At 62.8% G+C, this 11,727-nt stretch carries 9 protein-coding genes; 5 read left to right on the forward strand and 4 right to left on the reverse strand.

The features are described from left to right. Positions 1-111: 111 nt before the first annotated feature. From rnd to J2858_RS01180, 3 genes are all read left to right on the forward strand, one after another. Positions 112-1,263, forward strand: coding sequence for a ribonuclease D (gene rnd / locus J2858_RS01170; protein ID WP_210102925.1), 1,152 nt, complete (start codon positions 112-114; stop codon positions 1,261-1,263). 169 nt (positions 1,264-1,432) lie between these two features. After that, the gene (locus tag J2858_RS01175) at positions 1,433-2,791 is read left to right on the forward strand and encodes an esterase-like activity of phytase family protein (RefSeq protein ID WP_210102926.1); all 1,359 of its coding nucleotides are present in this window, start codon (positions 1,433-1,435) and stop codon (positions 2,789-2,791) included. A gap of 138 nt (positions 2,792-2,929) precedes the next feature. Further along, complete coding sequence (locus J2858_RS01180) at positions 2,930-4,006, forward strand: adenylate/guanylate cyclase domain-containing protein (RefSeq protein ID WP_210102927.1); 1,077 nt, start codon at positions 2,930-2,932, stop codon at positions 4,004-4,006. Between the two features lie 11 nt (positions 4,007-4,017). Here J2858_RS01180 and ppx read toward each other — a convergent pair whose 3' ends face one another. From ppx to J2858_RS01200, 4 genes are all read right to left on the reverse strand, one after another. After that, on the reverse strand, positions 4,018-5,538 hold the full coding sequence (ppx, locus tag J2858_RS01185) for an exopolyphosphatase (protein ID WP_210102928.1): 1,521 nt from the start codon (positions 5,536-5,538) through the stop codon (positions 4,018-4,020). Positions 5,539-5,544: 6 nt separating this feature from the next. Then, the gene (locus J2858_RS01190; protein ID WP_210102929.1) at positions 5,545-7,728 is read right to left on the reverse strand and encodes an RNA degradosome polyphosphate kinase; all 2,184 of its coding nucleotides are present in this window, start codon (positions 7,726-7,728) and stop codon (positions 5,545-5,547) included. A gap of 85 nt (positions 7,729-7,813) precedes the next feature. Next, entirely contained in the window at positions 7,814-8,524 is a 711-nt protein-coding gene (gene hdaA, locus J2858_RS01195) for a DnaA regulatory inactivator HdaA (protein WP_210102930.1), read from the reverse strand. Further along, positions 8,521-9,681: an AI-2E family transporter gene (locus tag J2858_RS01200; protein ID WP_210102931.1), complete on the reverse strand. Its 1,161-nt coding sequence runs from the start codon at positions 9,679-9,681 to the stop codon at positions 8,521-8,523. Before J2858_RS01200 ends, hdaA begins: the two co-directional genes overlap by 4 nt. 312 nt (positions 9,682-9,993) lie before the next feature. On the opposite strand from J2858_RS01200, the gene purM reads away from it, so the two are divergent. Both purM and purN read left to right on the forward strand, forming a co-directional pair. Next, positions 9,994-11,067 (forward strand): phosphoribosylformylglycinamidine cyclo-ligase, encoded by a 1,074-nt coding sequence (gene purM, locus J2858_RS01205; RefSeq protein ID WP_210102932.1) that lies wholly within the window; start codon positions 9,994-9,996, stop codon positions 11,065-11,067. Then, complete coding sequence (purN, locus tag J2858_RS01210) at positions 11,064-11,720, forward strand: phosphoribosylglycinamide formyltransferase (RefSeq protein ID WP_210102933.1); 657 nt, start codon at positions 11,064-11,066, stop codon at positions 11,718-11,720. The genes purM and purN overlap by 4 nt, the downstream gene beginning before the upstream one ends. Positions 11,721-11,727: the final 7 nt, after the last annotated feature.

The raw sequence follows: 11,727 nt of genomic DNA on the forward strand, positions 1-11,727 counted from the left end.
TGGCGGCACGGCCGCAATGACGGTGCGCAAGGCGGCTGTCTCTGTTGACATCTTCTGGCGAAAGAGAAAGGAAGGTTGAACGATTTTTCTCCCATCCGACGACCGAAGCTGATGATTGAAACAACTGCCGCTCTTCAAGACGCCTGCCGCAAACTGGCCCAATCGGAATTCGTGACTGTCGATACGGAGTTCCTGCGCGAAACCACCTTCTGGCCGATCCTCTGTCTCATTCAGATGGCAAGCCCGGATCTGGAAGTGATTGTCGATCCGATGGCCAAGGGCATCGATCTGACACCCTTCTTCGAACTGATGGCCGATACGTCCGTCGTGAAGGTGTTCCATGCGGCGCGCCAGGATCTGGAAATCGTCTATCATCTCGGCAAGCTGATCCCGCATCCGATCTTCGACACGCAGGTTGCCGCCATGGTCTGCGGCTTTGGCGATTCGATCTCCTACGACCAGCTCGTGCAGCGCACGAAGAATGTCCAGATCGACAAGTCCTCCCGCTTTACCGACTGGAGCCGCCGGCCGCTGTCGGACAAGCAGCTGGATTATGCGATGGCCGACGTCACGCATCTGCGCGATGTCTATCTGAGCCTCAAGGCCAAGCTCGAAAGCGAAGGCCGCACGACCTGGGTCGCCGAGGAAATGGCGGTTCTGGAATCGACCGAAACCTATGACATGCATCCCGACGATGCCTGGCTTCGGCTGAAATCGCGCCTGCGCAAGCCGCAGGAACTGGCGGTGCTGAAATATGTGGCGGCCTGGCGTGAACGCGAGGCGCGCAGCCGCGACGTGCCGCGCTCGCGGGTGCTGAAGGACGATGCGATCTTCGAGATTGCCCAGCAGCAGCCGAAGGACAGCGAGGCGCTGGGGCGGCTTCGCACCATCCCCAAGGGCTGGGAACGCTCGTCGTCGGGAACTGCCATCCTCGATGCCGTCAACACCGCTTTGGCGCTGCCGAAGGCCGAGATGCCGCAGGCGCCAAAACATTCCCATACGCCGGAGGGCGCCCAGTCGGCGGTCGAGCTTCTGAAAGTGCTGCTGCGCCTCATCTCGGAAAAGCATGGCGTTGCGGCCAAAGTCATCGCCAACAGCGACGATCTCGACAAGATCGCCACCGAAGGCGAAAAGGCCGAGGTGGCAGCACTGACCGGCTGGCGGCGCGAGCTGTTCGGCGAACCGGCCCTGAAGCTCATCTCCGGCGAGGTTGCCCTGCGCTTCATCGACAAGAAGGTCGAGACGGTCGACATGCCAGCCTGAACGGGGCGGGTGCGCGATCCGGATCAAGCCCGCAGGCCTGTGCCTGCGGACCGGCCCGGTATCTTGCTCTGTCATTGAAACTTCATTGGAATTTCAATCCGGCGTGATCGCGCCGTCATCTGCTGCACGTAGGAGGATAGTGTTCTTCTCCCTCATGCACAGGTGTTCCATGACCCGAACTCTCCTTGCCTCCGTTGCGCTCCTTGCCGTTCTGGCAGGACAGTCCCACGCCGAAGAAAAGGCCTTTCCGGCCAAGCTCGTCTCGCAGGCGATCCTTCCTTCCAATACGATGGTAGCGGCTCCTGCCGATGCACCGGCAACGCTGAAGACCTCCGGCAAGTTCACCACCGCGGACCGCAAGCGCACCGACAAGCTGGGCACCATTCCCGGCAAGGACGGCGCGCGCCTGACCGGTCTTTCGCTTCCCTTCGACGGCCAGCCCCTGCAGGGCTTTTCCGGCATCAAGACCATGGCCGACGGCACGTTCTGGACACTGTCGGACAACGGCTTCGGCTCGAAGAACAATTCGAGTGACGCCATGCTGATGCTGCATCACATCAAGATCGACTGGGCCGCCGGCAAGGTCGAACGTCTCGGCACCCTCTTCCTCTCCGACCCGGACAAGAAGGCCCCCTTCCCGATTGCCATGGAAGGCGCCGACAAGCGCTATCTCACCGGCGCCGATTTCGACGTCGAATCGATCCAGCCGGTGGCGGACGGATTTTGGGTCGGCGAGGAGTTCGGCCCCTACGTGCTGAAGTTCGACACCGAAGGCCGCCTGACCGCCGTGATCGCAACCGTGGTCGACGGCAAGCCGGTAACGTCTCCGGACAATGCCCTGATCAGCCTTCCGGCCAACCCCGCCGCCAAAATGCCGGTGTTCAACCTGAAGCGCTCCGGCGGCTTTGAAGGTCTTGCCCTGTCGAAGGACGGCGCCAAGCTTTACGGCCTGCTGGAAGGTCCACTGTTCCTCGAAGACGGGTCCGGCGAAAAGACCGACGGCCAGACGGCGCTGCGCATCATCGAGCTGGATGCCGCCTCCAAGGCCTGGACCGGCCGCAGCTGGCTTTACCCGCTGAGCGAAGGCGGCGTTGCCATCGGCGATTTCAACATGGTGGATGCAACGACCGCGCTCGTCATCGAACGCGACAATGGCGCGGGCTCCGCGGCCCTTGCCTGCGCCGACCCGAAGAAGCCGGAACCGACCTGCTTTGATGCGCCGGCCAAGCACAAGCGCATCTACAAGATCGAAATGTCGGATGAAAACGTCGGCAAGGCCGCCCGCAAGATCGGCTATATCGACCTCATGAACATTGCCGATCACGACAAGAAGGCACTGCAGGGCAGCAAGGATGGTATCTACACCATGCCCTTCGTCACCATCGAAAATGTCGATGTGGTCGATGCCAGCCACATCGTTGTCGGCAATGACAACAACCTGCCCTTCTCGGCGGGTCGTGCCGTCGACAAGGCCGACGACAACGAATTCGTGCTGCTGGATGTCGGCGCGTTCCTCACCGCCAAGTAAGGTTCTGGCAAACACCGCATGACGATGGGCGCCGGCTTCCGGCGCCCACCTGGTATTACGCACTTGCGCAAACCCTTATCGCTCGTATCGTGGCGCGACCGGCTGGCGAACGCCCGACGGGGAGGATAAGGGATGGGCATGCGCGAACCTCACCGAAAGACGCTGCGGGGCGGGCCGCTGCTTGCCGGCCTTCGATGGCTGCTGCTGGCGCTGCTGATCGCCTCCACCGGCGTGCTCTATATGCTGCTGTTCGAGATCAACGGCCCCCTCCTCATCGGCGCCGTCTATGCGCTCGCCTGCAGCATGCCGCTCATCGCTTTTGAAAGCGGACGGCTGATGCCGCGCCTGCAGGTGCGTATGCGGCGTATGGCGACGCCGGCCTATTTCCTGTCTACGCTTGCCCTCTATCTCCTGCTGTCCGGCCTCGGATTTGCGCTTGCGGGTGTGGTGCTGAAGACAACCGGGATTTTTGAGGCGGGCTGGAAGCAGGTTCTCGTCATCCGCCCGCCGGCCTTTCTCTACACGCTGGTGATGTTCTTCTTCGGCATCACCGTGCTGCGCGTCCTGCAGTTGCTGGGGCGTCGCGTATTTCTGAGCCTGCTCACGGGCCGCTATCGGCACCCGGTCGAGGAGGAGCGCGTGTTCCTGTTTCTCGACATCGTGGGGTCGAGCGCCTATGCCCGCCAGTACGGCGACCTGAAGGCGCAGGCTTTCATCGGCGCCGTGTTTGCCGCCCTTGCCTACCATGTGCGGCGCCATCGGGGCGAGATCGATGACTATGTCGGAGACTGCGCCATCATCACCTGGCCGATGAAGGAGGGCGTGGAAGAGGCGCGCTGCGTGCGCTGCATCTATGACATGCTCGACGAAGTCGACCACGAACGCGACTGGTGGATGGCGCATTTCGGCCTTGTTCCGCAGCTGTCGGCCGCGCTGCACGGCGGCTCCATCGTCACGGCCGAGATCGGTGTCTTCCACCACAAGATCACCTATTTCGGCGATGTGGTGAACACGACCTCGCGCATCGAGGGGCTTTGCAAGACGCTGAAGAAACCGCATCTGATCTCGGCGGATCTTCTCGCGCGGCTGATACTGCCGCCGGATATCGTCGCGGAGCCGCAAGGCGAGCATGTGGTCAAGGGCCGCGACGAACCGGTCTGCGTTCTCGCACTGCGGCGTCTGACGGCAGGCGCGCAGTTCTCGCGCGCCTCCTGATCGGATCGGCTCTATTCGAAGACGAAGGCCAGGCGCTTACCGGTGAGCTTCGACAATTGCTGCAGGCGCCCATCCAGACGCTCGCCGGCAAAATCGGCATAGTCGTGCGGTACGACGAATTCCAGATCGAGATCCGGATTGCTCGAGCGGCGGAACGACAGGTGGTCGACGATGCCCGGCATTGAGGCGGAGAAGAGATAGACGACGCGCAGAAGACCGCCCAGCAGCTTGGCAAGGCTGAGCAGGCGCGGCGTTGAGATCTGCGCCAGCGGGCCGGTCGCGCCATCGTCGTGCAGGCCTTCGAAGCGGTAGTAATTGGCCAGCGCCAGATAGGCCCGGCCCGGATGGGTGATGCCGGCAAGCGAGGAATGGGCAATCAGGTTCAGCGCCTGCAGCCCGCGGTAATCGGGATGCGCGCGCCAGCTGATATCGGCGAGAAGGCAGGCGGCCTGGCGATAGCGCGCTTCCTCGTCAGTTTCCTCAATGCCGAAATGGGAGACCATGCGGCCGGTCCAGTCGGCAAGCTCGCGCGCATGTTCGGGCGAGCGGGCTCTGAGGATCGCCAGTTGATCGGCCGCCTCCAGAAGCGGGTCCAGCTGCTGCTCGCTTTCGGAAAGCTGCGCGTAGAGATAGCCCTCGCGCACGCCTTGGGCGGAAAACACCACCCGGGCCGGTTTCATGACCGAGAGCACTTCCTGCATGGCAATGGCGCCGAACGGCAGAAGCGCGCGACGGTTCTTCGACACCGACTGCCAGGCGGGATCCTTGCTGTCCTTGGCCGTCAGAACCAGTTCGAGGAAATTGAGCATGTCGCCGGTCGGCAGTTCATAGCCCTGCATCATGTGCAGCGGATACTGCGTCATTTCCATGTGCAGCTTGGCAATGTTGCGCCAGGTGCCGCCGACGGCATAGAAGGTGCGCCCCTCGCCGTTGGCGAGAAGCTTTGCATCCTTCACCAGGCTGCGCGCCAATGTGCGCGCCTTGGCAAGAGAACCGCCGGAGGTTTCCGACAGGCGCAGGCCGCCGAGCGGCAACGTGATGCCCTTGCCGCATTCGCGGCCCTTGATATCGATGAGTTCGAGCGAGCCGCCGCCGAGATCGCCGGCAATGCCATCCACGCCGTTGAAGCCGCTGATCACGCCGAGCGCCGAATAAAGCGCTTCCTCCTCGCCGGAGAGAACCTGAACCGGATGCCCGAGAATGGCCTGCGCTTCGGCAATGAAGGCTGCGCCATTACTCGCTTCGCGGGCGGCCGCCGTGGCCAGCACGTAGACATGCGTGGCACGCGCCTGGTCCGACAGGGCCCGGAAGCGGCGAAGCGCATGCAGAGCGCGCGCAACCGCTTCCTCGTCCATGCGGCCGGTGGAGCCAAGCCCCTTGCCGAGACCACACAAGACCTTCTCGTTGAAGAGAACCGCAGGCGCGCGCGACAGGTCTTCGTAAACGACCAGGCGAACCGAATTGGAGCCGATGTCGACAACGGAGACAGGAGCGCTTCCGGGGAGACGCCCCTGAGCTTCAGATCGTACCATGCATCACTATTTCTTGCGTCCGGACATAACGCCGGCAATCAGCTTCGGCGCGCTTGACTTCAGGGCTTCCCCGCGCCCCGAAAGGCTGGGATTGGTCATAAAATAGTGTTGCGCGTTGAAAGGTTCCTCGCCCTTTCGGACTTCCATACGGCGCGACGTACCATCGGGCAATATCTCGTAGCTCTGCTGGTTGTCAATCAGGTTGCCGAGCATGATCTGCGAAAGCACCTGCTCATGCACAGTCGGGTTGGTGAGCGGCACCAGCGTCTCGACGCGCCGGTCGAGATTGCGCGGCATCATGTCGGCCGAGCCGATATAGACGAGCGCATTTTCCGAGGGCAGGCCATGGCCGTTGCCGAAGCAGAAGATGCGGCTGTGCTCGAGGAAACGCCCGACGATGGATTTGACGCGGATATTGTCCGACAGTCCCGGGACCTGGGGTCTGAGGCAGCAGATGCCGCGGATGACGAGATCCACATCGACGCCAGCGCGGCTTGCGCGGTAGAGCGCATCGATGATTTCCGGATCGACCAGCGCATTCATCTTCATCCAGATGGCAGCCGGCCGGCCTTCCTGTGCATGCACGATCTCCTCCTCGATATGCTTGAGGATGCGCGGACGCAGCGTATAGGGCGAGACGGCGAGCTTCATGCTTTCGGCCGGCTCGCCATAGCCGGTGATGAAGTTGAAGATGTTGGACATGTCATGGGCAATCTTCGGATTGCAGGTGAAGAAGGACAGGTCCGTGTAGATCTTGGCGGTGACCGGATGGTAATTGCCGGTGCCGAGGTGGCAATAGGTGCGCAGCTTGCCGTCCTCGCGGCGCACGACCATCGACATCTTGGCATGCGTCTTCAGTTCGATGAAGCCGAACACCACCTGCACGCCGGCGCGCTCGAGGTCGCGCGCCCAGCGGATATTGGCCTCTTCGTCAAACCGCGCTTTCAGTTCGACCAGCGCCGTCACCGACTTGCCCATTTCGGCCGCGTCGATGAGGGCGCGCACGATCGGGCTGTCATTGGATGTGCGGTAGAGCGTCTGCTTGATGGCGAGCACGTCCGGATCGCGGGCGGCCTGGATCAGGAACTGCACAACCACGTCGAAACTTTCGTACGGATGATGGACCACCATGTCCTTTTCGCGGATGGCGGCAAGGCAGTCGCCAGCGTGTTCACGGACACGCTCGGGAAATCGGGCGTTGTAAGGTTCAAACCGCAGGTCGTCGCGCGGCGCCTTGGTGATTTCCGACAGCGTATTGAGCGCAAGAAGCCCCGGAAGGACGGCGACGCGATTGTCGGGGACGCCCAGTTCCTGCACGACGAACTGGCGCAGCGAGGCCGGCATTTCCGAATCGGTTTCGATACGAATGACCTTGCCGCGGCGGCGGCGCTTCAGCGCCGTCTCAAAGAAGCGCACGAGGTCTTCGGCCTCTTCCTCCACCTCGATATCGCTGTCGCGGATGATGCGGAAGGTGCCGGCGCCCTTCACGACATAGCCGGGGAACAGCCGGTCGATGAACATCGACACCACGTCTTCCAGCGTGATGTAACGGATGGTCTGGCCCTCGTCGGGCAGGCGGATGAAGCGGTCGAGCGCCGGCGGCAGGCGCAAGAGGCCGGTCATCGGCTCGCGTCCGCTCTTGCTGTCGAGCTGTAGGCCCATGGTGAAGCCGAGATTGGGGATGAAAGGGAACGGATGGGCCGGATCGATGGAAAGCGGCGTCAGAACCGGGAAGAGGTCGTCCTCGAAATCGGTCGCCAGCCAGTTGCGATCTTCTTCGGACAGCGCTGCCGGACGAACGATGAGAATATCTTCCTTGGCCATATACTGCTGGAGAACGGCAAGCGAGGCCTGCTGCTCCATCTGCAGGTTGTCGATTTCCTTCAGGATATCTTCCAGCTGCTCGGCCGGCGTCTTGCCGTCATGGCTGCGCACGACGATGCCCTGGCGGATCTGGCCTTCGAGACCGGCGACGCGCACCATGAAGAATTCATCGAGATTGGCAGCCGAGATGGACAGGAAGCGCACGCGCTCCAGCAGCGGGTGGGCGGTGTTCAGTGTCTCTTCCAGAACGCGGCGGTTGAACTGCAGCCAGGAAAATTCACGGTTGACGAACCGTTCCGCACTGTTCAGCAGATCGACGGCCTCGGATGCGGCCTCTGCCGGCTGCGTTTCGGAAATCTGGTCCATCACTACCCCCTCTGTAAGCCGGGCACCGGCCAAACGGATTGCCCCAGCGCCCGCCTACAATGTTTCAACGACGAAACAATGACAGTCAATCATCGCCGTCGCGTCTGGCGAAGCTTTCCAGCACTTCGGCCGCCAGCATGCGCGTGATGCGGGTGCCGCGCGCCAGCGCCAACCGGTCGAGACGGTCGACCACGCCCTGTGCTGCCTCCATCGAGCGCTCCATGCGCTGGACGATATAGGCGACGATCCGGTCGTCGATGTGGAGCTGGCGGTCGGCAAAGAGCTTGATGATCACCTGCCCGAGCAGGTCCTCGTCCGGCTCGCCGATCTCGACCACGGTCGCCGCCTTCAGCCGCGAGCGCAGGTCCGGCAGGCTGACCGACCAGGACATCGGCCAGAGCCGCGCCGTCATCAGAAGGCTGGTGCGATGTTCCTTGACGCTGTTGATGACGTGGAACAGGGCGTTTTCGTCAAAGCCGCTGCGGTCGGCATCCTCAAACAGCACCGGTCCGGCCGCTGCCTGCATGGCCGCGTCGCCGCCCGCCATCGGATGGATGGCGGTGGCGCCGGATTTTTCGCGCCAGATGCTGGCGAGATGCGACTTGCCGCTGCCGGCGGGCCCCGTCAGGATCACCACCGGCGACGGCCAGTGCGGCCAAGCATCGATGATGGCGACGGCGGCGCTGACGGGCGCTGCGATCAACAGGTCGTCGCGGCCGGTTGCCGCATCATGGGTCAGCGCCAGCGGCAATTGTTCCGCGCGCTGACGCTTCAGTTTGTCCAGCGTCTCTGTCATGTGGATGTCGGGGGCTCGTCACGCTCACTGAGGACCCTGCCCTCCACACTGCGCTTGTCGTCCCAGGGCAGCGCGGAGGAATGGCCGAAATAAATGTCGCTTTGAAGATATCGCGAGATCGCAAACCGGACAAGCACGCCGACGACGGCGGCCGCCGGCACGGCGATCAGCAGGCCGACGAAGCCGAACATGGCGCCAAAGGCCAGAAGCGCAAACATCAGCCAGACCGGATGCAGGCCGACGCTGGAGCCGACAAGCTTCGGCTGCAGAATATTGCCCTCGATGAACTGGCCGAGGAAGAAGACGCACATGGTGGCGATCACCCACCCATAGTCCGGCCAGAACTGCATGAGCGCCACGCCGACCGCCATGACCAGCCCGACCAGCGACCCGATATAGGGAATGAAGGAGATCATGCCGGCGACGAAACCGATGAGAAGGCCGAAATTGAGCCCGACCAGCGACAGGCCAACCGCATAGAAAATGCCGAGGATGAGGCAGAGAGACCCCTGCCCGCGGATGAAGCCCGAGACCGCCTGATCCATTTCATGCGCCAGCTGGCGCACGGTCGCCACCTGATCACGCGGGATCCAGCTGTCGACCTTGGCGACCATGCGGTCCCAGTCCAAGAGGATGTAGAAGGCAACGACGGGGGTGACGACGAGCAGCGAAATGATGTCGACAATGGTCTTGCCGGAATTCCAGATCTGGTTCAGCAGGCTGCCGAGGAAGCCGGCGCCCTCCGTCATCAGGCTGGAAAAGTTTTCCTTGACCGCCTCGATCTGCGTCACCATCCACTTGGGCAGGAAGGAGTTCTGCGGGCTTGCGATCAGCTGCTGCAGCTGCGTCACATATTGCGGCAGGCTCTGGGCGAACTGGTTGAACTGGCTGATGATGAGCGGGATCAGCACCATCAGCGCCACGGTGAACATCAGCACGAAACTGATGAGGATGACGACCGTTGCCATCAGGCGGCTCAAGCCCCGCCGCTCCAGCCAGTCGGCTACCGGATCGAGGAAATAGGCAAGCGCCATGCCCGCCACGAAGGGCAGGAGGATGGTGCGGAAGGCCAGGAGAAAGATCACGAAGGCAAGAAGCGCCGCGAGCCAGAACAGCACGTAACGCCTGAGGCTTGCGCCACTGATATGATAGGCCATATGCGTCCGGTCCCTTTGCGTCACTTCACGAGAAGTGGGATAGGCCGGTGCCGACGGCAAGGTCAAGACGGTTGCGAAATGCCCCGGCAATCACGATTGGACACCTTGGAAAACAGGGGTTTCGCCGGCCAGGTGCTTGCATATCGCCGCGTCCCGTGCAATGGCGACCGCTTCCGGGCAGATCCCGCGACCGGCCGGCCGTTTCAGTGCAGGCTTCCGGAGGCGGAATGGCCTTTTTCATTGGCGCAGGTTCTTGTCGCACCCGCGAGCGCTGCCTTTCGAGAACCTGCCGTGCACGAGCGGAGACAGGCGATGAGCACAGCAGGCAAGAACGGTCTCACCTACAGCGATGCAGGCGTCGATATCGATGCCGGAAACCTGATGGTGGAAAAGATCAAGCCGGCCGTGCGCTCGACGCGCCGCCCCGGCGCCGATGGCGAGATCGGCGGTTTCGGCGGGTTGTTCGACCTGAAGGCGGCAGGTTTTACCGATCCGGTTCTGGTCGCTGCCAATGATGGCGTCGGAACCAAGCTGAAGATCGCCATCGACGCCAATCACCATGATACGGTCGGCATCGACCTGGTGGCCATGTGCGTCAACGACCTCGTCGTGCAGGGTGCAGAACCGCTGTTCTTCCTCGACTATTTCGCAACCGGCAAGCTCGATCCGGAACAGGGTGCGGCGATCGTTCTGGGCATTGCCGATGGCTGCCGCCAGGCCGGTTGCGCGCTGATCGGTGGCGAGACCGCCGAAATGCCCGGCATGTACCGCGATGGCGATTACGATCTGGCGGGTTTTGCCGTCGGTGCTGCCGAACGCGGCCAACTTCTGCCGACCGGTGACCTGCAGGCCGGCGACCTCATTCTCGGCCTTGCCTCCTCGGGCGTGCATTCCAACGGTTATTCACTCGTGCGCAAGATCGTCGAGCTTTCGGGTCTCGGCTGGGATGCGCCTGCCCCGTTTGCCGAGGGCAAGACGCTCGGCGAAGCGCTGCTGACCCCGACCCGCATCTATGTGAAGCCGCTCTTGAAGGCGATCCGCGAGACGGGCGCGCTCAAAGCGCTGGCCCATATCACCGGCGGTGGTTTTCCCGACAATATTCCGCGTGTCCTGCCCGATCATCTGGCCGCCGAAATCGATCTCGACAGCATTCCCGTGCCGCCGGTCTTTTCGTGGCTTGCCAAAACCGGGGGCGTCGAAGCCCATGAAATGCTGCGCACCTTCAACTGCGGCGTCGGCATGATCGCCGTCGTTTCGCCGGAACATGCGGCTGCCGTGACCGAGGTTCTCAACGCCGAAGGCGAGATCGTCGTGCCGCTCGGCCGCATGGTGGCGCGCACGGAAGGGGCCGCCGGCACGATCTACAAGGGCACGCTTGCCCTATGAGCCCGGTCCGTAAGCGCGTCGTCGTTCTGATTTCCGGCGGCGGCTCCAACATGCTGGCGCTGGCGGAGGCGATGGCGGCTGCCGATTTTCCAGCCGAGATCGTCGGCGTGATCGCCGACAAGAAAACCGCCGGCGGTCTTTCGAAGGCCGAGGCGCGCGGCATAAAAACCTTTGCCTTCGAGCGGCGCGATTTTGCCGACAAGGCGGCGCATGAAGCAGCCATTCTCGCAGCACTTGCAGCACTTCAGCCGGATCTCGTCTGCCTTGCCGGCTACATGCGGCTTCTGTCGGCGGATTTCATCCGGCCCTATGCCGGGCGGATCCTCAACATCCACCCGTCGCTGCTGCCGCTGTTTCCCGGCCTGCACACCCATCAGCGGGCGCTCGATGCCGGCATGCTGGTCACCGGCTGCACGGTGCATTTCGTCACCGAGGGCATGGATGAAGGTCCGGTCATTGCCCAGTCCGTGGTGCCGATCCTGCCCGGCGACACTGCCGAGACGCTGGCGGCCCGCCTGCTTGCCGTCGAACACCGCACCTATCCGCTGGCGCTGAAGCTGGTGGCGGAAGGCCGCGTGCAGATGCTGGCGGATGGCAGCGTCCGGCGCGACGGCGCCGTGGTGGATGCCGGCGCTAGCCTGATCAGCGCCTGAGAAAACC

The organism is Neorhizobium galegae (assembly GCF_017877135.1).
Lineage (GTDB): Bacteria > Pseudomonadota > Alphaproteobacteria > Rhizobiales > Rhizobiaceae > Neorhizobium > Neorhizobium galegae_A.

Excerpts from the sequence above, each read along its gene's own strand:
- J2858_RS01175 (WP_210102926.1), top strand. The coding sequence starts at position 1,433 with ATGACCCGAACTCTCCTTGCCTCCGTTGCGCTCCTTGCCGTTCTGGCA.
- hdaA (WP_210102930.1), bottom strand. The coding sequence starts at position 8,524 with ATGACAGAGACGCTGGACAAACTGAAGCGTCAGCGCGCGGAACAATTG.
- rnd (WP_210102925.1), top strand. The coding sequence starts at position 112 with ATGATTGAAACAACTGCCGCTCTTCAAGACGCCTGCCGCAAACTGGCC.
- ppx (WP_210102928.1), bottom strand. The coding sequence starts at position 5,538 with ATGGTACGATCTGAAGCTCAGGGGCGTCTCCCCGGAAGCGCTCCTGTC.
- J2858_RS01180 (WP_210102927.1), top strand. The coding sequence starts at position 2,930 with ATGCGCGAACCTCACCGAAAGACGCTGCGGGGCGGGCCGCTGCTTGCC.
- J2858_RS01200 (WP_210102931.1), bottom strand. The coding sequence starts at position 9,681 with ATGGCCTATCATATCAGTGGCGCAAGCCTCAGGCGTTACGTGCTGTTC.
- purN (WP_210102933.1), top strand. The coding sequence starts at position 11,064 with ATGAGCCCGGTCCGTAAGCGCGTCGTCGTTCTGATTTCCGGCGGCGGC.
- purM (WP_210102932.1), top strand. The coding sequence starts at position 9,994 with ATGAGCACAGCAGGCAAGAACGGTCTCACCTACAGCGATGCAGGCGTC.
- J2858_RS01190 (WP_210102929.1), bottom strand. The coding sequence starts at position 7,728 with ATGGACCAGATTTCCGAAACGCAGCCGGCAGAGGCCGCATCCGAGGCC.